Genomic DNA, 26,133 nt, shown 5'->3' with positions numbered 1-26,133 from the left:
GGGGTCACGACGTCTCCAGCTCGCGGTCGATCAGGTCGAAGATGTTCTCGGCGGTGGCCGACTCCAGGTCGTCGTCGTCGCCGTCCGCGTCCGCCTGCCGCTCGGTCAGCCGGTCCAGCAGACCGTGCAGCCGCTCGGTGATCCGGCGGAACTCGTCGTCGGTCGGGTCGAGCCCGACGAGCGCCGCCTCCAGCCGGTCCAGCTCCCGGCCCGCCGCCGACCGGTCCCCCGCCGGGGCCACCGGGGCGAACTGCCCGGCCAGGTGCTCGGCGAGCGCGGTCGGCGTCGGGTTGTCGAAGACCAGCGTCGCCGGCAGCCGCAGCCCCGTCGCCGCGCCGAGCCGGTTGCGCAGCTCGACGGCGGTGAGCGAGTCGAAACCGAGTTCCCGGAACGCTCGGGTCGGCTCGATGCCGGCCGGGTCGCCGTGCCCGAGGACGACCGCCACGTGCGACAGCACCAGCTCGCGCAGGGCGCGGGCCCGCTTGTCGTCGGGCAGGGCGCGCAGCGTCTCGGCGTACGCCTGCCCGTCGGCGGCCTCGCCGGCGGCGGCCCGGCGGCCACCGGGGCGGACGAGGTTGGCCAGCAGCGGGTGGACCGGCGTCCCGGGCGCGGCCACCCCGGTGACGATCTTGGCGGGCATCAGCACCGCCCGCTCGGCGCGCCAGACCGCGTCGAACAGGGCGAGGGCCTCGTCGTTGGTCAGGGCGGCCATGCCGCCCCGGTCGAGCCGGCGGATGTCGGCCGAGTCGAGGTGCCCGGTCATGCCGCTGGCCTGGGCCCAGCGTCCCCAGGCGAGGGCGACCGCCGGCAGGCCGAGGACCCGCCGGTGCTCGGCGAGGGCGTCGAGGAACGCGTTGCCGGCGGCGTAGTTGCCCTGGCCCGGGCCGCCGAAGACGCCGGCGGCGGCGGAGAAGAGCACGAACGCGGTCAGCTCGTGGTCGAGGGTGGCCCGGTGCAGGTTCCAGGCCGCGTCGACCTTGGGCCGCAGCACCGCGTCGAGCCGGTCCGGGGTGAGCGACTCGACGGTGCCGTCGTCGAGGACGCCGGCGGCGTGCACGACCGCCCGCAGCGGATGCCGCGGGTCCACCATGGACAGCACGTCCGCGACGGCGTCCGGGTCGGCCAGGTCGGCGGCGACGATCGACACGTCCGCGCCGAGCGCCTTGAGGTCGGCGAGCAGCTCGTCGGCGCCCTCGGCGTCCGGGCCGCGCCGGCTGACCAGGAGCAGCTGCCGGGCGTCGTGCGCGGTGACCAGGTGCCGGCAGAGCAGCGCGCCCAGGGTGCCGGTCGCGCCGGAGACCAGGACCGTGCCGTCGAGCCGGGGCGCCTGCGGGATGCTCAGGGCGAGCTTGCCGACGTGCCGGGCCTGGCTGAGGAAGCGGAACGCCTCGGGGGCACGCCGGACGTCCCAGGTGCGGCGGGGCAGCGGCCGCAGCGCGCCGGTGGCGAAGAGCGCCATCAGCTCGGCCAGCATCGCGCCGATCCGGTCCTCACCGGCCTCGATGAGGTCGAAGACCTGGTAGCTCACGCCGGGGTGGTCGGCGGCGACCCCCTCCGGGTCCCGCTTGTCGGTCTTGCCCATCTCGACGAACCGGCCGCCCGGGGCCAGCAGCCCCAGCGACGCGTCGACGTACTCGCCGCTGAGCGCGTTGAGCACCACGTCGACGCCGCGCCCGTCCGTGCGGGCGCGGAACTCGTCGGCGAAGTCGAGACTGCGGGAGGAGGCGAGGTGCGCCTCGTCGAAGCCGGTGGCACGCAGCGCGGGCCACTTGCCGGGGCTGGCCGTGCCGTAGACCTCGGCGCCGAGGTGGCGGGCGATCTGCACGGCGGCCATGCCGACCCCGCCGGCCGCCGCGTGGACGAGCACGGACTCCCCGGCGCGCAGCCGGGCCAGCTCCACCAAGCCGTACCAGGCGGTCAGGAAGACCACGGGCACGGCGGCGGCGTCGGCGTACGACCAGCCGTCGGGGATGCGGGTGAGCAGTCGGCGGTCGGTGACCGCGGCCGAGGAGAACGAGCCGGAGAAGATGCCCATCACCCGGTCGCCGGGCGCCAGGTCGGTGACCCCCGGACCGACGCCGAGCACCACGCCGGCGCCCTCGTTGCCCAGCACCTGCTGGTCGGGGACCATGCCGAGGGCGAGCACCACGTCGCGGAAGTTCAGCCCGGAGGCGCGCATCCCGACCAGGACGTGCCCCGCTGGCAGGTCCCCGGTCACCTCGGGGGCGGGCAGCAGGGCCAGGTTCTCCAGCGTGCCCTGCTCGGTGACGTCCAACCGCCACGGCACCTCGTCGGCGGGCAGCGGCAGCACCCCGGCGTCGCGCGCCCGGGCCAGCCGGGGCACCAGCAGGGCGCCGTCGCGGACCGCGAGTTGCGGCTCACCGGAGGCGACGGCCGCCGGGACCGCCGCGAGGGAGGCGGCGGCGTCGTCGGTGTCGACCAGCGTGAACCGGCCGGGGTGCTCGGACTGCGCCGAGCGGACGAGCCCCCACAGGCTCGCCCGGGCCAGGTCGCGGGGGGCCTCGCCGGGGGCCGCGCCGACCGCGCCCCGGGTGTGCAGGACCAGCCGGGACCGCTCCAGCCGGGGCTCGCCGAGCCATCCCTGCACCAGCGCGAGCGCGTCCCGGGCTGCGTCGTGCGCGGCCTCGCCGGCCCGGTCCGGGTCCGGGTCCGTGCCGGACCGCAGGTCCAGCACCACATCGGGTACGTCCCCGTACCGCTCGATGGCGGCGACCAGCGTCGCCAGGTCGGCGTGGCCGCGGACGGGGTGCCCGGCGGCGGCCAGCGCCTCGGCGAGGCCGAGGGTGTCGTCGCCGAGCAGCGCCCAGCGGGTGTCCCCCGCCGCCGCGTCGGGGGCCGGCAGCGGCGTCCAGTCCAGGTGGAACACCGACGTGCGGCGCAGCGCCGCGGCCTCGTCGGCCCGGCCCGCGGCGACGGGCCGGAAGGTCAGCGACTCGACGGTGGCGACCGGTTGGCCGGCGGTGTCGGCGAGGGTGGCCGCGACCGTGTCCGCGCCGAGCGGCCGCAGTCGCACCCGCAGGCGGGTGGCGTCGTGGGCGTGCAGGGCGACCGAGCGGAAGGCGAACGGCATCCAGCCCGCGCCGGAGGTCTCCGCCGCGTCGCCGAGCAGCGCGGTGACCCCGCTGGCCTGGAGGGCCGCGTCGAACAGGGCGGGGTGCAGCCCGAACCGGGACGCGTCGGCGGTCGCCTCGTCGGGCAGGGCCACCTCGGCGTAGACCTCGTCGTCGCCGCGCCACACCCGGCGCAGGCCCCGGAAGGCGGGGCCGTAGCCGAGGCCGCCGTCGGCCATCCGGCCGTACCAGGCGTCCAGGTCGGTGTCGACCTCGACGGCGTCGGCTGGCGGCCACTCCCCGGGCAGGACCGTCGGGGCGGGCAGGTGCGGCAGCAGCAGGCCCTCGGCGTGCCGGGTCCACTCGGCGTCGCCACCGTCCTCGGAGCGGGAGTGTACGGTCACGGCGCGCTCGCCGGTGTCGCTCGGCGGGCCCACCCGCACCTGCACCTGCACGGCACCGGTCGCCGGGAGCACCATCGGGTTGATCAGCGTCAGGTCGCCCACCTGGCCGGCGTCGACCTCGTCGCCGGCCCGGACCACCATGTCGACGACGCCGGTGCCGGGAACGATCACCGCCCCGCCGACGGCGTGGTCGGCGAGCCACGGGTGGGTACGCACCGACAGCCGCCCGGTCAGCACCACCGTCTGGTCGTCCGCCACCGGCACGGCTGCGCTGAGCAGCGGGTGCCCGGCGTCCTGGAGGCCGGCGGAGCCGATGTCGGGCACCCGGTGCGCGGGTGCCTCCAGCCAGTAGCGCCCCCGGTCGAAGGCGTACGTGGGCAGTGCGACGGTGTCGGTCGCGGCGAGGACGGTCGTGAGGTCGACGGGCAGGCCGATGGCGTGGGCGGTGGCGAGGTTGGTCAGCAGCCGCGTCGCGTCGTCGTCGCCCCGGCGCAGGCTGCCCAGGGTGTGGCCGGTGACGCCGGCGTCGTCCAGGATCGCGGTGACCGGCATGGCCAGCACCGGATGCGGGCTGATCTCCACGAACGTCGTGTGACCCGCCTCGACCGCGACCCGCACGGCCGCGTCGAACTGGACCGTCTGGCGCAGGTTGTCGTACCAGTAGTCCGCCGTCATCGACACCGGATCCACCCAGTCACCGGTCAACGTCGACACCAGACGGGTGTGGCCCTGCTGCGGGGCGATGTCGGCCAGGTCGGCGCGGAGTTGTTCCGCCACCTCCTGCACCGCCGCCGAGTGGGAGGCATAGTCCACGGGGATCAGCCGCGCCCGGACACCATCGGCCTGACACGCCTCCACCAGGTCCGCGACGGGCTGCGGCGGACCCGACACCACCACGGTCGACGGGCCGTTGACAGCGGCCACCCCGACGCCCGGGAAGCCCACCAGGCGGGCGGTGATCGCGTCGGCGGACAGGTCCACCGACGCCATCGTCCCCGTGCCCCGCAGCACCGTCAGCGCCCGCGACCGCAACGCCACCGCCTTCGCGGCGTCCTCCAGCGACAGGATCCCCGCGACACAGGCGGCACCGATCTCACCCTGCGAGTGACCGATCACCGCAGCCGGAGAAACCCCCGCATGCCGCCACACAGCGGCCAGGGCGATGCCCACAGCCCACAGGACCGGCTGCACCACCTCCACCCGCTCCAACCACGACTCATCCTCGCCCGTGAGCACCGACACCAGATCGACGTCCAGGTACGGGGCGAGAGCCCGCTGGCACTCCGCCAGCCTCGCGTCGAACACCGGACTCCGGCCCACCAGACCGGCCGCCATCCGCGCCGACTGCGCACCCTGACCCGGGAACACGAACACCGGACCCGCGCCGTGGGACGAGGCCGTACCGGCGACGACGTTGCCGGCCGGCGAACCGGCCACCAGGGCATCCAGCCCCGACAGCAACTCCTCGACGCCCGCACCGACCACGGCGGCCCGCTGGTCGAACAGCGACCGCGTCGTGGCCAGGGACCAGGCCACCGCCGCCGGATCCACGTCACCGCGCTCGCGCACGTACTCCGCCAGCCGCGCCGCCTGACCCGCCAGAGCCGCCTTCGACCGCGCCGACACCGGCCACACCAGGACGTCGGAGGCGACCAGCGTCGGGCCCCGGTCCGGGCCGGCCTCGGGCTCCGCGCTCTCGGCGGGCAGCTCCTCGGCCAGCTCGATGATGACGTGCGCGTTCGTGCCGGACATGCCGAACGACGACACCGCCGCACGCCTCGGCCGGTCCACGGCGGGCCACGGCCGCGCCTCGGTCGCCAGCTCCACCGAGCCGGCCGTCCAGTCGATGTGCGGAGACGGCTCGTCCACGTGCAGCGTCGCCGGGACCACGCCCTCGCGCATCGCCAGCACCATCTTGATCACGCCGGCCACGCCCGAGGCGGCCTGGGTGTGCCCGATGTTCGACTTCACTGAGCCGAGCAGCAGCGGCTCGTGCCCGTCCCGGCCCTGCCCGTAGGTGGCCAGGAGCGCCTGCGCCTCGATCGGGTCACCGAGCGTGGTGCCGGTGCCGTGCGCCTCGACCACGTCCACGTCGGTCGTGGACAGCCGCGCCGACGCGAGGGCCTGCCGGATCACCCGCTGCTGCGACGGACCGTTCGGGGCGGTCAGCCCGTTCGACGCGCCGTCCTGGTTCACCGCCGACCCGCGCACCACCGCGAGGACCTGGTGACCGTTGCGCCGCGCGTCCGACAGCCGCTCCACCAGCAGCACACCGACGCCCTCACCCCACCCGGTGCCGTCCGCACCCGCCGCGAACGCCTTGCACCGGCCGTCGGCGGCCAGGCCACGCTGGCGGGAGAACTCGAAGAAGGTGCCGGGGGTGGCCATGACCGTGACGCCGCCGGCGAGGGCGAGGTCGCACTCGCCGCGTCGGAGCGCCTGCACCGCCAGGTGCAACGCCACCAACGACGACGAACACGCCGTGTCCACCGACACCGCCGGCCCCTCCAACCCCAACGCGTACGCCACCCGACCCGACACCACACTCGCGGCGTTCCCGGTCGCCGCGAATCCCTCCACCTCGTCCGCGGCCACCGCCAACAGGGCCCCATAGTCCTGACCATTCGTGCCCACGAACACCCCTGTTCGCGAACCCCGCAACACCCCCGGGTCAACCCCTGCCCGCTCCACCGCCTCCCACGACGCCTCCAACAGCAACCGCTGCTGCGGATCCATCGCCACCGCCTCACGCGGCGAGATCCCGAAGAAGGCCGGGTCGAACTCCGCGGCCCCGGGCAGGAATCCGCCCTTGTTCGTGTAGCTGGTGCCGGGGTTGGCCGGGTCGGGGTCGTACAGCCGGTCAAGGTCCCAGCCCCGGTCGGTGGGGAAGTCACCGATGGCGTCGACGCCGTCGGCGACGAGCCGCCACAGCCCCTCGGGGTCGTCGGCGCCACCGGGGTAGCGGCAGGACATGGCGACGATGGCGACCGGCTCGTCCTCGTCCACGGTGGTCGGCGCGGCGGCGGGGGCCGGGTCGGCGGCGGCGTCGAAGAGGCCGGCGAGCAGGAAGCGGGCCAGCACGACCGGGGTGGGGTGGTCGAAGACCAAAGTGGTGGGCAGCGCCTGCCCGGTGGCGGCGACGAGCCGGTTGCGCAGCTCCACCGCGGTCAGCGAGTCGAAGCCGAGGTCCCGGAACGCGGTGGTCGCCGGGATGGCGGCGGCCCCGCCGTCGTGGCCGAGCACGTCGGCGGCGAGGTCGCGGACCAGGTCGGCGACGGTCTCCTCCCGCCGGGCCGGGGTCAGCCCGACGAGCCGCCGGCGCAGGGTCGCCGCCGGGCCCTCGTCGCCGTCGTCCACCGGGGCGCCGCCGTCGAGGGCGGCCCGCGCCTCCGGTACGCCCTCCAGCAGTGGCCGGCGGCGGGCGGAGGCGTACGCCGGGGCGAAGCGGGACCAGTCGACGTCGGCCACGGTCACGGTGACGTCGTCGTGGTCGAGGGCCTGCGGCAACGCGCCCATGGCCACGGTCGGCTCCATGGCGGGCAGGCCCCGGCGGCGCAGGTTCTGGTCCGCGTCGGCCGCGTGCATGCCGCCGTCGGCCCACGGTCCCCAGGCGATGGCGGTGCCGGCCCGGCCGTCCGCCCGCCGCTGCTGCACGAGCGCGTCCAGGTACGCGTTGCCGGCCGCGTACCCGGCCTGGCCGCCGCTGCCCCAGGTGGCGGCGATGGACGAGTAGACGACGAAGGCGTCCAGCTCCCGGTCGGCGAGGAGGTCGGCGAGATGGGTGGCGCCGGCGGTCTTGCCGGCGGTCACCTCGGCCAGCTCGGCGGGGGTGACCTCGGCCAGCGGGGTGCTCTGCGCGAGGCCGGCGGTGTGCACGACGGTGCGCACGGGCGGGCCGTCGGCCTCGACGTGGTCGAGCAGGGCGGCGAGCGCGGCCCGGTCGGCGATGTCGCAAGCGGCGACGGTGACCCGGGCGCCGAGGCCGGTCAGCTCGGCTTCCAGCTCGGCGGCGCCGGGGGCGTCCGGTCCGCGGCGGCTGACCAGCACGACGTGCTCGGCTCCGGCGCCGGCGAGCCAGCGGGCGGCGCGGGCGCCGAGCCCGCCGGTGCCGCCGGTGATCAGTGCCGCGCCGGTGGGCGTGAACCGGCGCGCCGGCGGGCGGTCGCCGACGGCGGCGCGGACCAGGCGGCGGACGAAGACGCCGGGGCCGCGTACGGCGAGCTGGTCCTCGCCGGTCGATCCGGTGAGGATCGCGGCGAGCCGGCCGCCGGTGCGGTGGTCGGGGCGGGGCGGCAGGTCGACGAGGCCGCCCCAGCGGTGCGGGGCCTCGACGCCCACCACGCGGCCGAGCCCCCAGATCGCGGCCTGCGCGGGGTCGGTGACCCGGTCGTAGGAGGCGGCGGCGACCGCGCCCCGGGTGACCAGCCACAGGGGGGCGTCGACCCCGGCGTCGCCGAGCGCCTGCACGAGCGCGAGGGTGGCGGCCAGGCCGGGCAGGACCGCGCCGTCGGCGGCGGGCGGTTCGACGGCGAGCAGGGAGACCACCCCGGCGAGGTCGGCGCCGGCGAGGGACGCGGCGAGGCCGGACCGGTCGGCGCCCGCGTCGACGGCCAGCGGCAGCACGTCGGCGCCGGCGCCGGTCAGTGCGGCCCGGACGGTCTCGGCGGCGGGGTCGTCGGCGCCGCCGGCGGGCAGCGCCAGCAGCCACGTGCCGGTCAGCCGGGCGGGGGCGGGCTCGGGGGTCACCTGCCAGTCGGCCCGGTAACGCCAGCCGTCGAGCACGGAGTATTCCTGCCGCTGCCGCCGCCAGTCGGCGAGGACGGGCAGCAGGGTGCGCAGCGACTCGGCGGCGGCCTCGTCCTCGACGGCGAGGGTGTCCCGCAGCGCGTCGAGGTCGGCCCGTTCGACGGCCGCCCAGAACCGCTGGTCGAGCACGCCGGTCCCGGCGGCGGTGGCCGCGTCGGCGGGCGCCTCGGCCGGCACCCAGTAGTGCTGCCGCTCGAACGGGTAGGTGGGCAACCCGACGAGCCGGCCGGGCCGGTCCCCGAAGAGGTCCGCCCAGCGCACCGGCGTGCCGGCGACGTGGAGCTGGGCGAGGGCGGCGAACAGGGCGCGGCGGTCCGGGCGGTCCCGGCGCAGCACCGGCACGACCACGGCGGGGGCGGCGTCGGCGCCCTCGGCCTCGGCCTCGGCGAGGGTCTCCTGGGCGGTGGCGGTGAGGACGGCGTCGGGGCCGACCTCGACGAAGGTGCCGACGCCGTGGGCGCGCAGGGTGCGTACGCCGTCGGCGAAGCGGACCGCCTCCCGGACGTGCCGCACCCAGTAGCCGGGGTCGGTGAGCTGCGCCGGGTCGGCCAGCTCGCCGGTCAGGTTGGACACGACCGGCAGGGTGGGGGCGCGCAGGTCGAGGCCGGCGGCGACGGCGGCGAACTCGGCGAGCATCGGCTCCATCAGCGGGCTGTGGAAGGCGTGGCTGACCCGCAGCCGCCGCACCTTCACCCCCCGGCCGGTCCAGAGCGCCGCCAGCTCGTCGATGGTCGCGCCGTCGCCGGACAGGACGACGGCGGCGGGCCCGTTGACGGCGGCGACGGCGACCCGGTCGGTCAGCTCGGCGATCGACTCGGCGACCCGGGCCTCGTCGGCGGCGACGGCGAGCATCGCCCCGCCGGCGGGGAGGGCCTGCATGAGCCGGCCGCGGGCGGCGACGAGGGCGCAGGCGTCGTCGAGGGTGAGCACGCCAGCCACGTGGGCAGCGGTCAGCTCGCCGACGGAGTGCCCGGCGACCAGGTCGGGGGCCAGGCCCCAGGAGCCGAGCAGCCGGTGCAGCGCCACCTCGACGGCGAAGAGTCCGGCCTGGGTGAAGACGGTCTGGTCGAGCAGCGCGGCCTCGTCGGTGCCGGGCTCGGCGAACAGCAGCGGCTTCAGCGGCCGGGGCAGCCGGTGGTCGAGATGGGCGCAGACCTCGTCGAGCGCCGCCGCGAAGACCGGGTACGCCTCGTACAGGCCCCGGCCCGCGCCGGCGCGCTGGGCGCCCTGCCCGGAGAAGAGGAACGCGACCCCGCCGCGTTCGGCGGCGGCGCCGGTGACCAGGCCGGGGGCGGGCCGGTCGTCGGCGAGGGCGTGCAGGGCGGCGAGCAGGCCGTCCCGGTCGTCGGCGAGGACGACCGCCCGGTGTTCCAGGGGCGAGCGGGACACGGCCGAGGTCCAGGCGACGTCCGCCGGTCGCAGGTCGGCGTCGGCGACGTACCGGGACCAGCGCTCGGCCTGGGCGCGCAGCGCGGCGCGGGTGCGGCCGGTGAGCAGCACCGGTGCGGGCGCGGGGAGGTCCGCCCGGTCGACCTCGGCGGCGGTCGGCTCGGGCTGTTCGAGGATGAGGTGGGTGTTGGTGCCGCTCATCCCGAACGAGGACACGGCGGCGCGGCGCGGCCGGTCCACGGCCGGCCACGGGGTGGCCTCGGTGACCAGGGTGACCGCGCCGGCGGTCCAGTCCACGTGCGGAGTGGGCTCGTCGACGTGCAGGGTGGCCGGCACGGTCCCGTGCCGCATCGCCTGCACCATCTTGATCACCCCGGCGATGCCGGCGGCGGCCTGGGTGTGGCCGATGTTCGACTTGATCGAGCCGAGCAGCAGCGGCGCGGCGTCGCCCCGCTCCTGGCCGTAGGTGGCGAGCAGCGCCTGGGCCTCGATCGGGTCGCCGAGGGTGGTGCCGGTGCCGTGCGCCTCCACCACGTCGACCAGGTCGGGGGTGAGCTTCGCGCCGGCCAGGGCCTGCCGGATCACCCGCTGCTGGGACGGGCCGTTGGGGGCGGTGAGGCCGTTCGACGCCCCGTCCTGGTTGACGGCGGAGCTGCGGATGATCCCGAGCACGGGGTGGCCGTTGCGGCGGGCGTCGCTGAGCCGTTCCAGCAGCAGCATGCCGACGCCCTCGGACCAGCCGGTGCCGTCGGCGGACGCGGCGAACGACTTGCACCGGCCGTCGGCGGCGAGGCCGCGCTGCCGGGAGAACTCGACGAACGGGCCGGGGGTGGCCAGCACCGTCGCGCCGCCGGCCAGGGCGAGCCCGCACTCCCGTTGGCGCAGCGCCTGGCAGGCGAGGTGGATGGCGACCGACGCCGACGAGCAGGCGGTGTCCACGGTGACCGTGGGGCCCTCCAGCCCGAACGTGTACGCCAGCCGGCCGGAGACGACGCTGGCGGCGGTGCCGGTCAGCACGTACCCCTCGACGCCGGGCGCCCGGTGTAGCACGGCGGCGTAGTCCTGGCCGGAGGTGCCGACGAAGACGCCGGAGCGGCTGCCGCGCAGCGACAGCGGGGCGATGCCGGCCCGCTCGAACAGCTCCCAGGTGACCTCCAGCAACAGCCGCTGCTGCGGGTCCATGGCGACGGCCTCGCGCGGCGAGATGCCGAACAGCGCGGCGTCGAACTGCCCCGCGTCGTGCAGGAACCCGCCCGCGGTGGTGTACGAGGTGCCGGGGTTGTCCGGGTCGGCGTGGTAGAGCCGCTCCAGGTCCCAACCCCGGTCGGTGGGGAAGTCGCCGATGGCGTCCCCGCCGGACGAGACGAACTGCCAGAGTTCCTCGGGCGAGTTGATGCCGCCCGGGTAGCGGCAGCTCATCGCCACGATCGCCACCGGCTCGGACTCCTCGGCGGTGACCTCGCGGAGCCGTTGGCGGGTCTGGTGCAGCTCGGCGACGACCCGCGTCAGGTATTCGCGCAGCCGCTCTTCGTCCGCCATGACTTCTCGCTTTCTCGTGACACCACAGGACCCGGGCGGCTCAGGAGAGCCCGAGGTCCTGGTCGATGAGGTCGAACAGCTCCTGGTTGCTGGCCACCCGCAGCCGGTCCGCCACCTCGGCGGTCTCCTCCCGGCGTTCCTCGGCGGCGCCGAGTCGTTCGAGCAGGCTGTGCAACCGCATCGTGATCCGCACCCGGCCGATGTCGTCCGGGTCGCGCAGCGCGAGGGCGCTCTCCAACTGGTCCAGCTCCGCCAGGGTCGGCAGCGCCTCCACCGACGCCTCGCTGAGCAGCTCGGCCCGGAGGTGCTCGGCGAGCGCCTGCGGGGTCGGGTAGTCGAAGACCACCGAGCTGGGCAGGCTCAGGCCGGTCGACCGGGCGAGCCGGCCCCGCAGCTCCACCGCGGTCAGCGAGTCGAAGCCGAGGTCCCGGAAGGGCCGGCCGGCCTCCACTGCGTACGGGCTGTCGTGCCCGATCACCTCGCCGGCCGCGGCGCGGATCAGGTCCACCAGCACCCGGGCCTGTTCGGCCTGCGTCAGCTCGCCGAGCCGCTTACGCAGGTCCGCGGCGACCAGGTCGCCGTCCTCGGCGTCCGCCCGCTCCGCCGCCGCCTGGGCGGCCACCTCGGCGATCTCGCTGATCAGCGGGCGGGGCCGGGCGGAGGCGAACACCGGCGCGAAGCGGTCCCAGTCGACGTCGGCCACGGTGAGGGCGGTGTCGTCGCCGGCGAGGCCGGCGCGCAGGGCGGCCATCGCCGGTTCCCGGTCGAGCAGGGACACGCCGCGCCGGCTCATCGCCGCCGCGTGCGCGTCGGTCACCATGCCGCCGCCAGCCCACGGTCCCCAGTTGACCGAGAGGACCCGGGTCCGACCCGCCGGCCGGGACTGCGCCCAGGCGTCCAGGAAGGCGTTGCCGGCGGCGTACGCCCCGTGGTCGCCGACGCCCCACACGGCGGCGATGGAGGAGAAGTGGACGACCAGCTCGAGCGGCTCGGGGTCGAGGAACTCGGCCAGGTGCCGGGCGCCGGCGATCTTGCCGGACACCACGTCGGCGAGTTCCGCCTCGGTCACCGCGGCGACCGGGTTGAGCCGCCCCACGCCGGCTGCGTGCACCAGGGCGTGCACGGTCTCGCCGTCGGCGCGCAGCCCGCGGACGAGGTCCGCGACCGCGTCCCGGTCGGCCAGGTCGCAGGCCAGCACCCGGGCCTCGGCGCCGAGGGCGGCCAGTTCCGCCACCGCCTCGTCGGCGCCGGGGGCCGCCGCGCCGCGCCGGCTGACCAGCAGCAGGCGCCGCGCGCCGTGCCGGGCGAACCAGGCGGCGGCGTACCGGCCGACGGCGCCGGTGCCGCCGGTGACCAGGACGGTGCCCGGCGGCTGCCAGTCGCCCGTGGCCTCGGCCCGGGGCGCGCGGGCCAGCCGCCGCAGGTACGTCCCGGAGTCCCGCACCGCGAGCTGGTCCTCGTGTCCGGTGGCGGTCAGCGCCGCCAGGACGTGCTCGGCGGCGGCGGTGTCCAGGGTGGCGGGCAGGTCGAGCAGGCCGCCCCAGTGCCGGGGGTGTTCCAGCGCGGTCACCAGGCCGAGGCCCCAGGTGGTGGCCTGCGCGGGGTGCACGACCGGGTCGTCGGCCGCGGTGCTGACGGCCTGTCGGGTGAGCAGCCACAGCGGCACCGGCGGCAGGGTGTCCGTGACGGCCTGCACCAGGGCGAGGTTCGCGGTCAGGCCGACGGGCACGGCGGGCCGGTCGGGGTGCGGCCGCTCGTCGAGCGCGAGCAGCGACACGATCCGGGTCGGCGGGACGCCGGCCAGCTGCGCGGCGAGCGCCGCCCGGTCGGTGGTGGCCGGGTCGACGGTGAGCAGCCGTACGGTGCCGCCGCGCGCGGCGACGAGTTCGGCGAGCCGGTCGACGACCGGCTGGTCCGTTCCGGTGTGGACGACGGTCCACGCGCCGTCGGCGACGCCCGCCGCGAGGGTCTCGGGGCGCCAGGTGATCCGGTACCGCCAGCCGCCGGCGAGGGTGTCCTCCTGCTGCTGGCGTCGCCACTGGGCGAGTTCGGGCAGCAGGTCCCGCAGCGGCCGGTCGGGGTCGACGCCGAGCCGGCCGGCGAGCGCGTCGCCGTCGCCCGACGTCACGGCCTGCCAGAACGCCGCGTCGACCTCGTCCTGCGGGGCGGCGGGGGTGTCGACCGCCGCCGCGTCGAGGGTCGGCCAGAAGCGCTGGTGGGCGAACGCGTACGTGGGCAGGTCGACCGGTCCGGCGCCGGGCAGCAGCCGCGACCAGCGGACGGCCACGCCCTGGCAGTGCAGTCGGGCGACCGCGCCGAGCAGGGTGGCCACCTCGTCCTGGCCTGGCCGCTGCACGCCGGTCACGGTGACCGGGGCGTCGGCCGGCAGCGCGTCGGCGGTCAGGGCGGTCAGCACCGTGTCCGGCCCGACCTCCAGGAACCGGGTCACCCCGTTGGCGTGCAGGTGGGTGACGGTGTCGGCGAAGCGGACCGCCTCGCGGACGTGCCGGACCCAGTAGTCGGGGGTGCACAGCGTGTCGGCGTCGACGACCGTGCCGGTCAGGTTCGACACCAGCGGCACCGTCGGCGCGCCGTACGACAGGGTCGCCGCCACGGCCGCGAAGTCGGCGAGCATCGGCTCCATCAGCGGGCTGTGGAAGGCGTGGCTGACCCGCAGCCGCTTGGTCCGCACGCCGAGGGCGGTGAAGTGCTCCGCCAGCCCGGTCAGCGCGTCCTCCGCCCCGGCGACGACGACGGCCGCCGGCCCGTTCACCGCGGCGACGTCGACCCGCCCCTCCACGTCGGTCAGCGCCCGTCGCACGTCGACCTCGGGCGCGGCGACGGCGAGCATCCCGCCGCGGGCGGGCAGGGCCTGCATCAGCCGGCCCCGGTTGCCGACGAGCGTGCACGCGTCGGGCAGGGAGAGCACCCCGGCCACGTGGGCGGCGACGATCTCCCCCACGGAGTGGCCGGCCACGAGGTCGGGCCGGATCCCCAGGTCTTCGAGCAGCCGGAACAGCGCCACCTCGACGGCGAAGAGCCCCGCCTGGGTGAAGACGGTCTGGTCGAGCAGGTCGGCCTCGGCGGTGCCGGGCTCGGCGAACAGCACCTCGCGCAGTGGCCGCGGCAGGTGCGCGTCGAGGTGCTGGCACGCCTCGTCGAGGGTCTCGGCGAAGACGGGGAAGGCCTCGTAGAGCTGGCGGCCCATCCCGGCGTGCTGGGCGCCTTGGCCGGAGAAGAGCACCGCCAGCGCGCCGCCGTGCTCGGCGACGCCCCGGGTGAGGCCCGGGTGCTCCTGACCGGCGGCGAGGGCCCGCAGCCCGGCGAGGGCGGCGTCCGCGTCGGCGGCGAGCAGCACGGCGCGGTGCCGCAGCGGGGACCGGCCGGTGGCCAGGCCCCGGGCGACGTCGGCGGCGGGGGTGGCGGTCCGCGGCAGCCAGTCGGCCAGCCGGGCCGCCTGGGCCGGCAGGCTGTCCGCGGCGTCGGCCGAGACCACCCAGGGCAGCACCGGCAGCCGGGCGGGTGGCCCGTCGGCCGGGCGGGACGCCCCGGTGCCGGCCGGCGGCGCGGTCGGCGCCTGTTCGAGGATGACGTGCACGTTGGTGCCGCTGACCCCGAACGACGACACGCCGGCCCGGCGCGGCCGGTCCACGTCCGGCCACGGCCGCGGGTCGGTCAGCAGCGCGACCGCGCCCGCCGACCAGTCGACGTGCGGCGAGGGCTCGTCCACGTGCAGGGTGGGCGGCAGCAGGTCGTGCTGGAGCGCCATCACCATCTTGATCACGCCGGAGACGCCCGCGGCGGCCTGGGTGTGGCCGATGTTCGACTTGACGGAGCCGAGCAGCAGCGGCCGGTCGGCGGGCCGGTCCTGCCCGTACGTGGCGAGCAGCGCCTGCGCCTCGATGGGGTCGCCGAGCCGGGTGCCGGTGCCGTGCCCGTCGACCGCGTCCACGTCGGCGGCGGACAGCCGCGCGTTGGCGAGCGCCTGGCGGATCACCCGCTCCTGGGCGGGCCCGTTGGGCGCGGTCAGGCCGTTGCTGGCGCCGTCCTGGTTCATCGCCGAGCCGCGCACGACCGCCAGGATCTGCCGGCCCTCGCGCTGGGCGTCGGAGAGCCGCTGGAGCAGCAGCAGGCCGACACCCTCGCCCCAGCCGGTGCCGTCGGCGGCTCCGGCGAAGGACTTGCACCGGCCGTCGAGGGCGAGCCCCCGCTGCCGGGCGAACTCCAGGAACGGGCCGGGAGTGGCCATCACGGTCACGCCGCCGGCGACCGCGAGGTCGCACTCGCCCTGCCGCAGCGACTGGCACGCCAGGTGCAGCGCCACCAGGGAGGACGAGCAGGCGGTGTCGACGCTGACGGCGGGGCCCTGCAACCCGAAGTGGTACGCCAGCCGGCCGCTGATGACGGCGGCGACGTTGCCGGTGGCCTGGTAGCCCTCCGTCTCGACCCGGGCGGCCAGCAGGAGCGTCGCGTAGTCCTGGCCGTTGGTGCCGACGAAGACGCCGGTGTTGGTCTCCCGCATGTCGGCCGGTGCGGTGCCGGCCCGCTCGAACAGCTCCCAGGCGCTCTCCAGCAGCACCCGCTGCTGCGGGTCCATGACCATCGCCTCGCGGGGGGAGATGCCGAACAGGGCGGCGTCGAAGCCGGCGGCGTCGGCGAGGAAGCCGCCCTCCCGGACGTACGAGGTGCCGGGCCGGTCGGGATCCGGGTCGTAGATGGCGTCCAGGTCCCAGCCCCGGTCGGCCGGGAACTCCGCGATCCCGTCGCGCCCCTCGCTGACGAGTCGCCACAGGTCCTCCGGGTCGGCGACGCCGCCCGGGTACCGGCAGCTCATCGAGACGACGGCGATCGGCTCGTCCAGCGCGGCGGCGGCCCGCACCGCCGGGGTCGCCGCGGCCTCGTCGCCGGTGATCCGGGTGACCAGGTGGTCGGCGAGGGCCGTGGGCGTCGGCCGGTCGAACACCAGCGTCGCCGGCAGGGTCAGGCCGACCGCCTCGGCGAGCCGGTTGCGCATCTCGACGGCACTGAGCGAGTCGAAGCCGATCTCCCGGAACGACCGGTCCGCCGCCAACGCCTGCGGCGAGGGCAGTCGCAGCACCGCCGCCGCGTGGACCCGCACCAGGTCCAGCAGGAGCCGGCGCCGCTCCGCCGCGGCGAGGCCGGCGAGCCGGCCGCGCAGCGGGGACGCCTCCCGCGTCTCGTCGTCGTCGCCGGAGCGGGCGGCGGCGAGGGCGCGGGCCACCTCGGGGATGTCGCCGATCAGCGGTCGGGGCCGGGCCAGCGCGAACGTCTGGAGGAACCGGTCCCAGGCGATGTCGGCGACGGTGAGGGCGGGCTCGGCCCGTTCCAGCGCCCCGGCCAGCACGGAGACCGCCAGGTCCGGGTGCATCGGCCGGACGCCGGAGCGGAACATCTGGTCGGCGGCGCCCTCGGTCTCCACCATGCCGCCGCCGTCCCAGGCGCCCCAGGCCAGTGCGGTGCCGGGCAGCCCGCGCCGGCGCCGGTCCTCGGCGAGCGCGTCGAGGAAGGCGTTGCCGGCGGCGTACGCGCCCTGGTAGCCGCCGCCCCAGACGCCGGCTCCGGAGGAGAAGAGCACGAACGCGGTCAGGTCCGGGCCGAGGACCTCGTCGAGGTTGACCGCCCCGGCGACCTTGGCCTGCAGGGCGCCGGCCAGTTCGGCGAGGTCGGTGTCGCCCAGCGCGCCCGCGTGCGGCACACCGGCGGCGTGGAACACCGCGTCGATCCGGACGTCGCGTTCGGCCAGCCGGTCCACGAGGGCGTGCAGCGACTCCCGGTCGGCCACGTCGCAGGCCGCCACGGTGACCGTGGCGCCGTGGCCGGTCAGCTCGGCCTCGAGCTCGGCGGCGCCGGGCGCGGTGGGGCCCTGCCGGCTGGTCAGCACGAGGTGCACGGTGCCCGTACGGGCCAGCCAGCGGGCCACGTGGGCGCCGATCGAGCCCAGGCCGCCGGTCACCAGGACGGTGCCGCCGGGCCGCCAGCCGTCGCCGGCCGGGCGGTCGTCGGCGGTGGCCCGGACCAGGCGCCGGGCGAACAGCCCGGAGGAGCGTACGGCGATCTGGTCCTCGTGCCCGATGCCGGCGAGCGCGGCGGCCAGCCGGGCGCGGGCCCGCTGGTCCGGGTCGGCGGGCAGGTCGACCAGGCCGCCCCAGCGGTCGGGGTGCTCCAGGGCGGCGACCCGCCCGAGCCCCCAGACCAGGGCCTGGTCGGGCCGGTCCACGGGGTCGGCCCGGCCGGTGCTGACGGCGCCGCTGCTGACGCACCACAGCGGGGCGGTCACCCCGGCGTCGCCGAGCGCCTGCACCAGGGCGAGCGTGCCGGCGAGCCCGACCGGCACCACGGGGTGCGCCGGGTGCGGCGCGCCGTCGAGGGCGAGCAGCGAGCACACCCCGGCGACGGACTCCGGGTCGGTGGCGCGCAGCAGGTCGGCCAGCGCGGCCCGGTCGGGGTCGGTGACGGTGAGCAGGGTGGGTTCCGCGCCGGCCTCGGCCAGCGCCCGGACCACCGCGCCGGTCAGCGGGGTGTCGGCGTGCGCGGCGGGCACCGGCACCAGCCAGGTGCCGGTCAGCGCGGCGGTCGTCGGCACGGTGACCGGCTTCCAGGCGACCCGGTAGCGCCAGGAGTCCACCGTGGACTCGTCGCGGCGGCGCCGCCGCCAGGCGGCGAGCACCGGCAGCGCGTCGTCCAGGCGGCGGGCCTCGGTGTCGTCGAGCCGCATCGCCTCGGCGAGCGCCCCGGCGTCGGACCGCTCGACGGCGTCCCAGAATCGCCGGTCGGCCGGCTCCTCGGCGCTCGCCGCGGCGCCGGACAGTGCCGGCGCCTCCGGCCAGTACCGCTGGCGGTGGAAGGCGTACGTGGGCAGCGGCACGGCCGGACCGGTGCGCGTGCCGTGCACGGCGGTCCAGTCCACCTCGACGCCGTGGACGTGCAGCGTGGCGAGGGCGGTGAGCATCCGCGGCCAGCCCCCGGCGTTGCGGCGCAGGGTGTTGACCACCACGGCCTCGTGCTCGGCGGCGTCGATGGTCTCCTGGATCCCGAAGCTGACCACGGGGTGCGGGCCGACCTCCAGGAAGACCTGGTGGCCCTCGTCGAGCAGGCCGCGCACGACGCGTTCCACGTCCACCGTCTCGCGCAGGTTGCGGTACCAGTAGCCGGCGTCGAGTTCGGTGGTGTCCAGGGGCCGGCCGGTCAGGGCGGACCAGAACGGCGTCTCGGCGGGGCGGCCGACGATCCCGGCGAGGCTGCCGGTCAGCCGGTCGGCGACGGCCTCGACGTGCGGCGAGTGGGAGGCGTAGTCGACGTCGATGCGCTGGGCGCGCACGCCGTCGGCCTGGCAGGCGGCGAGCAGTTCGGCGAGGGCGTCCTGGTCACCGGCGACCACCACCGAGCCGGGACCGTTGACGACGGCGACCGACAGCCGGCCGGCCCACGGGGTGAGCAGGTCGCGGGCCCGGTCGACGGGCAGCGCGACGGAGGCCATCCCGCCCCGCCCGGCGATGTCGGCCAGCACCTGGCTGCGCAGCGCGACGACCTTCGCGCCGTCGGCCAGGGACAGCGCCCCGGCCACGCAGGCCGCCGCGATCTCGCCCTGAGAGTGGCCGACCACGCCCGCCGGCCGTACGCCGAGGGAGCCCCACAGCCGGGCCAGCGAGACCATGACCGCCCACAGCGCCGGCTGCACCACGCCCGAGTCGACCAGCGGCGGCGCGTCCGGGGCGCCGCGCAGCACGTCGGTGAGCGTCCAGTCCACCCAGGGCGCGAGCGCCTCCTCGCACTCGGCGATGGCGGCGGCGAAGACGGGGGACGTGTCGAGCAGGTCGGTGGCCATCCCGGGCCACTGCGAGCCGTGTCCGGAGAAGACGAAGATCGGGGCGGCGTTGCGCAGGGCGGCGCCGGTGACCACGTCGGCGGTGGTGTCACCGGCGGCAAGGGCGTCGAGGCCGCGGGCCAGCTCGTCCCGGTTGCCGCCGAGGACCACCGCCCGGTACGGGAACGACACGCGGCTGGCGGTCAGCGCGTACGCCACGTCGGCCGGCTCCAGCTCGGGGTGCGCGGCCAGGTGGGACCGCAGCCGGCCCGCCTGGCCGCGCAGGGCGACCGGGTCCGCCGCGAAGAGCGCGAACGGCACCGCGACGGGTTCCGACGCGGGGAACACGAACGGCACGGCGGTGTCGGTGCCGGGCGGGGTCGCGGCGGTGGGCTGCGGCGCGGCGGCCGGCTCGGGGGCCTGTTCGATGACGACGTGCGCGTTGGTGCCGGAGATGCCGAACGAGGACACCGCCGCCCGGCGGGGCCGGTCCACCTGCGGCCACGGGGTGGGCTCGGTCGCGAGGGCCACCGCCCCGGCGGTCCAGTCGATGTGCGGGGACGGCTCGTCGACGTGCAGGGTCGCCGGCACCAGGCCGTGCCGCATCGCCAGGACCATCTTGATGATCCCGGCGACGCCGGCGGCGGCCTGGGTGTGGCCGAGGTTCGACTTGACCGACCCGAGCAGCAGCGGCCGGTCGGCGGGCCGGTCCTGCCCGTAGGTGGCCAGCAGGGCCTGCGCCTCGATGGGGTCGCCGAGGGTGGTGCCGGTGCCGTGCGCCTCGACGGCGTCGACGTCGGCGGGTGACAGCCGGGCGCTGGCGAGGGCCTGCCGGATGACCCGCTGCTGGGACGGGCCGTTGGGCGCGGTGAGGCCGTTGGACGCGCCGTCGGAGTTGACCGCGCTGCCCCGGATGACGGCGAGGATGCGCCGGCCCTCGCGCCGGGCGTCGGAGAGTCGCTGCACGAGCAGCATGCCGACGCCCTCGCTCCAGCCGGTGCCGTCGGCGGCGGCGGCGAACGACTTGCACCGGCCGTCGGGCGACAGGCCGCGCTGCCGGGAGAACTCGATGAACGTGCCGGGGGTGGCCATCACGGTCACGCCGCCGGCCAGCGCGTACTCGCACTCCCCGGCCCGCAGCGCCTGCGCCGCCAGGTGCAGCGCGACCAGCGAGGACGAGCAGGCGGTGTCGACGGTGACCGCCGGGCCTTCCAGGCCGAACGTGTACGCCACCCGCCCGGACAGCACGCTGCCGGAGGTGCCGGTGCCGATGTAGCCCTCCACCTCGCCCGGCTGGTCCATCAGCCGGGAGGCGTAGTCGTGGTACATGACACCGGCGAACACGCCGGTCCGGCTGCCCCGCAGCCGCCGCGCGTCCAGGCCGGCGGACTCGAACGCCTCCCACGACGTCTCCAGCAGCAGCCGCTGCTGCGGATCCATCGCCAGGGCCTCACGCGGGGAGATGCCGAAGAACCCGGGGTCGAACTCCGCTGCCCCGTACAGGAATCCGCCGTGGCGGGTGTACGAGGTGCCGCTGCGGTCCGGGTCGGGGTCGAACAGCGACTCCAGGTCCCAGCCCCGGTCGGCGGGGAACTCCGAGATGCCGTCGCCGCCGGTGGCCAGCAGTTCCCACAGCTGGTCCGGGTCGTCGACGCCGCCGGGGTAGCGGCACGCCATGCCGACGATCGCGATCGGCTCGTCGGCACCGGCGACGGTGCCGCTGGTCGCGTCCGCACCGGATGGCCGTACGCCCGCCAGCTCGGACCACACGTGGTCGGCGAGCACGGTCGGGGTCGGATAGTCGAACACCAGCGTGGACGGCAGCCGCAGCCCGGTGGCCGCGTTCACCCGATTGCGCAGGTCCACCGCCGTCAGGGAGTCGAAGCCCAGCTCGCGGAACGCCCGGTCCGCCGGCACCGCCTCGGCGCCGCCGTGCCCCAGCACCTGCGCGACCAGGCCCCGTACCAGCACGTCGACCTGGGCGCGCGCCTCCTCGGGCGCCAGGCCGGCGATGCGGGTCGCCCAGGTGCCGCCCTGTCCCGCCTGGCGGCGCGTCGTGGTGGTGCCGAGCAGCGCCCGCAGCATGGGCGGCACCAGGCCGGCGCCGGCGGCGGCGCGGAGGGCGGCCAGGTCGATCACGGCCGGCACCAGGGCAGGCCGGTCGGCGCCCACGGCGGCGTCGAACAGCCGCAGCCCGGTTTCGGCGCTCATCGCGGTGACGCCGCCCCGGGTCGACCGCGCCCGGTCCGCCTCGTCGAGAGACGCCGCCATACCCGCCGTGTCCCACATGCCCCACGCCAGGCTCACCGCCGGCAACCCGAGCTGCCGCCGATACACCGCCAACCCGTCCAGGAACGCGTTACCCGCCGCGTACGCCGACTGACCCGGCGAACCCAACACCCCCGCCACCGACGAGAACACCACGAACAAATCCAGATCCAGGGACGCCGTCGCCTCGTGCAGCCACCAGCCCGCCGACACCTTCGGCGCCAACACCCCAGCCAGCCGCTCCGCGGTCAACCCCTCAACCACACCGTCGTCCAACACACCAGCCGTGTGCACCACACCCGCCAGCCGGCCCTCGGCGGTGACCTCACCGACCAGGCCGAACACCTGGTCCCGGTCCGTCACGTCACACGCCACCACCCACACGGCGGCACCCAACGCGGTCAACCGCTCCGACAACTCCGCCGCGCCCGCGGCCTCCAGGCCACGCCGCGACACCAGCACCAGCGACCGCACACCCCACGAGGCGACCAGGTGCTCCGCCACCAACGCGCCCAGCGCACCCGTCCCACCGGTCACCAGCACCGCGCCGTCGCCGAGGTTCGGCGTCTCCACCGCCGCGCCGACGCCCGCCCGCACCAGACGCGGCACGAACACCGCGTCGGAGCGGACGGCGACCTGGCCGCCCGTCGCCGCCGGCTCGTCCGCCACCCCGGCCAGGACGCCCAGCAACCCGGCGTGCAGGTCGCCGTCGACGTCGGCCAGGACGATCCGGCCGGGGTGTTCCGACTGCGCCGACCGCAGCAGACCCCACACCGCCGCACCCGCCAGATCGGTCACCCGGTCCTCGACCCCGACCGAGACCGCACCCCGGGTCACCACCACCAGCCGCGCATCCGCCAGCACGTCGGCAGCCAGCCACGACCGCACGGTCGCCAGCACGGCCGACGCGGTCTCGCGCACCGCGTCGGGACCGTGGTCGGCGTCCTCGGGGCGGGCCGCGTCCCCGGCCGACCCGACCGGCACCAGCAGCAGGCGGGGCGGCACGCCCGACGGCTCGGCGTCGACCGCCGCGACGAGCGCCTCGACGTCCGGGAACGCCGGCAGGTCCACGGAGACCGACGAGCCCACCGACGCCCACCCGGAGACGTCCCCGGCCGCGGCGACCTCCTCGGCCTGCCACGCCACCTCGAACATCGAGCGGGCCGCCGAACCCGCCGACGACACCGCGGTCAGCTCCCGCAACGCCAGCGAGTCCACCGACACCACGGCGGCACCCGACTCGTCACCGGCGACCAGCCGCACCGCCGCGCCCGCGCGCGTCAGGCGCACCCGCAGCACCCGCGCACCCGACGCGTGCACCTGCACACCCTCGAACGCGAACGGCACCCGCGGCCCACCCGACTCCGCGCCCAACAGCAACCCGATCGGGTGCAGGGCCGCATCCAGCAACGCCGGGTGCACCCCGAAGCCGGCCGCGTCGCCGGCCACCTCGTCGGGCAACGCCACCTCGGCGAACACCTCACCGCCGCTGGTCCAGGCCCGGCGCAGCCCCTGGAACACCGGCCCGTACGCCAGACCGTGCTCCGCCAGCGTCGGATACCAACCCGCCAGGTCCACCTCGACACCGCCGACGGGCGGCCACTCCCCCACGCCCGGCTCGTCGACGGACGCCGGCTCCAGCACACCCTCCGCGTGGCGGACCCACTCCGGGTCGACGGCCTCCTCCGGCTGGGAGTGCACGGTCACCGACCGGGTGCCCGCCTCGTCGGCCGCGCCGACCCGCACCTGCACCCGGACCGCGCCGGCCTCCGGCAGCACCAGCGGGGCGGCGATCGTCAGCTCGCGTACCCGGGACGCGCCCACCTCGTCGCCGGCCCGCACCGCCAGCTCCACCAGCGCCGCGCCCGGCACCACCACCACGCCGGAGACGGCGTGGTCGGCCAGCCAGGCGTGCGTCGCCGTGGACAGCCGGCCGGTCAGCACGACCATGTCCTCGCCGGCCACCGACACCGCCGCGCCGAGCAGCGGGTGCCCGGCCGCCCCGAGCCCCGCCCCGGACACGTCGGTCCACCGGCCCGCCGGCTCCAGCCAGAAGCGCTGGTGCTGGAAGGCGTACGTCGGCAGGTCCACGTGCTCGCCACCGCCGAGGTGGTCCGCCCAGCCGACGCTCACGCCGTGCACATGCAGCCGGGCGAGGGCCTCGAGGAGTGCCTGCGGCTCGGGCCGGTCGTGGCGCGAGGCCGGGACCAGCAGGGGCGAGGGCCCGTCCTCCGCCCGCTCGGCGAGGCAGCCCTGCGCCATGGCGGTCAGCACGCCGTTCGGTCCCACCTCCAGGAAGGTGTCGACCTCCTCGGCGCGCAGGCAGTCGACGGCGTCGGCGAAGCGGACGGTGCCGCGTACGTGCCGCACCCAGTAGCCGGGGTCGCAGAGCTGCTCCGCCTCGGCGACCCGGCCGGTCAGGTTCGACACCACCGGGATCGTCGGCGGCCGGAAGGTCAGCCCGTCGGCGACGGCCCCGAACTCCGCGAGCATCGGGTCCATCCGACCGCTGTGGAAGGCGTGGCTGACCCGCAGCCGGCGGGTCTGCACGCCGCGCTCGGACCACGTGCGCTGCACCTGGTCGAGCGCCTCGTCGTCCCCGGCGACCACGACGGCGGTGGGGCCGTTCACGGCGGCCACGTCCAGCCGGTCGGTCAGCCCGGCGAGGGACGCGGCCACCGCCGCCTCGTCCGCCGCCACGGCGAGCATCCCGCCGCCGGCGGGCAGGGCCTGCATGAGCCGGCCGCGCGCCGCGACCAGGGCGCACGCGTCCTCGACGGAGAGCACCCCGGCGACGTGCGCCGCCGCGATCTCGCCGATGGAGTGCCCGGCCACCAGGTCCGGCACCACCCCGAACGACTCGACCAACCGGAACAGCGCCACCTCGACGGCGAACAACCCGGCCTGGGTGAACACCGTCTGGTCCAGCAACTCCGCCTCGGCCGTGCCCGCCTCCGCGAACAACACCTCACGCAGCGGACGCGGCAACAACGGATCCAGGTGCCCACACACCTCGTCCAACGCGGCGGCGAACACCGGGAACGCGGCGGACAGCTCACGACCCATCCCGGCACGCTGCGCGCCCTGACCGGAGAAGAGGAACGCCACCCGGCCGCGCGACGCAGCCACCCCGGTGGTGACCATGCCGTGCGGCTCGCCGCCGGCGAGGGCCCGCAGCCCGGCGAGCAGGTCGTCCGCGTCGCCGGCCAGAACCACCGCGCGGTGGTCGAGCCCGGCCCGGGCGACCGAGGCGGCCGCGACGTCCGCCGGCCGGAGGGAGTCGGCGCGGCCGAGGTGGGCGGCCCACCGCTCGGCCTGCCCGGCCAGCGCCTCCGGGGCGCGGGCGGAGAGGAACACCGGGGCGAGCGGCAGCGCCGCCGGCGCGTCGGCGACGGGCGTGGCGTCGTCCGCGGGCGGGGCGTCCTCGACGGGCGCCTCCTCCAGGATGACGTGGGCGTTCGTACCGCTGATGCCGAACGACGACACGGCGGCCCGGCGGGGCCGGTCGGCGGCCGGCCAGGGTCGGGCCTCGGTCAGCAGCGAGACCTGGCCGGCGGACCAGTCGATGTGCGGGGACGGCGCATCGACGTGCAGGGTGGCGGGCATGGTGCGGTGCCGGATCGCCTCGATCATCTTGATCAGGCCGGCGGCGCCCGCGGCGGCCTGGGTGTGACCCAGGTTCGACTTGACCGAGCCCAGCCAGAGCGGCCCGCCGTCGCCCCGGTCCTGGCCGTAGGTGGCCAGCAGCGCCTGCGCCTCGATGGGGTCGCCGAGGGTGGTGCCGGTGCCGTGCGCCTCGACCACGTCCACGTCGGCCGGCGAGAGCCGGGCGTTCGCGAGGGCCTGCCGGATCACCCGCTCCTGGGACGGGCCGTTGGGCGCGGTCAGCCCGCTGCTCGCGCCGTCCTGGTTGACGGCGCTGCCCCGGACGACGGCGAGGATCCGCCGGCCGTCCCGCCGGGCGTCCGACAGCCGCTGCAACAGCAGCACACCGACGCCCTCGGACCAACCGGTGCCGTCGGCGGCGGCGGCGAACGACTTGCACCGGCCGTCTGAGGCCAGGCCCCGCTGGCGGGAGAAGTCGGCGAAGGTGCCCGGCGTGGACATCACCGTCACGCCGCCGGCGAGCGCGAAGTCGCAGTCCCGCTGGCGCAGCGCCTGCGTCGCGAGGTGCACGGCGACCAGCGACGACGAGCACGCGGTGTCCACCGAGACCGCCGGGCCCTCGAGCCCGAAGGTGTACGCCACCCGCCCGGACACCACGCTGCCCGAGTTGCCGGTGCCGATGTAGCCCTCCACGCCGTCGGGCAGGTCCAGCACCCGGGACGCGTAGTCGTGGTACATCACCCCGGCGAACACGCCGGTCCGGCTGCCGCGCAGCCGCTGCGGGTCGAGACCGGCGTGCTCGAACGCCTCCCAGGAAATCTCCAGGAGCAGCCGCTGGTGGGGGTCCATCGCCAGGGCCTCGCGGGGGCTGATGCCGAAGAAGCCCGGGTCGAACTGCGGCGCGTCGTAGAGAAAGCCGCCCTGGCTGCTGGTCGACGTGCCCGGGTTGTCCGGGTCGGCGTGGAACAGCCGCTCCAGGTCCCAGCCCCGGTCGGTCGGGAAGTCGCCCACCCCGTCGCCGCCCCGGTCGACGAGGTCCCACAGCTCCGCCGGGCTGGACACCCCGCCCGGGAACCGGCACGCCATGCCGATGACGGCCATCGGCTCGCGGTCCTTGGCCTCCACCTCGCGCACCCGCCGGCGCGCGTCGCGCAGGTCGGCAGTCGCACGCCGGAGGTAGTCGAGGAACTCTGCCTCAGTGGGCATCGGGCCACTCCGTATCAGG

2 protein-coding genes are annotated in these 26,133 nt (G+C 76.6%); both read right to left on the bottom strand.

The window, feature by feature from the left end; all coding sequences use genetic code 11:
* Window positions 1–4 precede the first annotated feature (4 nt).
* On the bottom strand, window positions 5–11,209 hold the full coding sequence (locus ACZ6O2_RS28905) for a type I polyketide synthase (protein WP_466025052.1): 11,205 nt from the start codon (window positions 11,207–11,209) through the stop codon (window positions 5–7).
* Window positions 11,210–11,249: 40 nt separating this feature from the next.
* Window positions 11,250–26,129, bottom strand: a complete 14,880-nt coding sequence (locus tag ACZ6O2_RS28900; protein ID WP_466025054.1) for a type I polyketide synthase — start codon at window positions 26,127–26,129, stop codon at window positions 11,250–11,252.
* Between the last annotated feature and the right edge of the window lie 4 nt (window positions 26,130–26,133).

The organism is Micromonospora sp. NPDC048040, assembly GCF_055587185.1.
Note: the sequence above shows the minus strand (reverse complement) of the source record. Positions and strands in the feature narration are given on the sequence as shown.

Bases quoted from the DNA above. Each gene is read 5' to 3' on its own strand.
- ACZ6O2_RS28905 (WP_466025052.1), bottom strand. From the start codon at position 11,209: ATGGCGGACGAAGAGCGGCTGCGCGAATACCTGACGCGGGTCGTCGCC.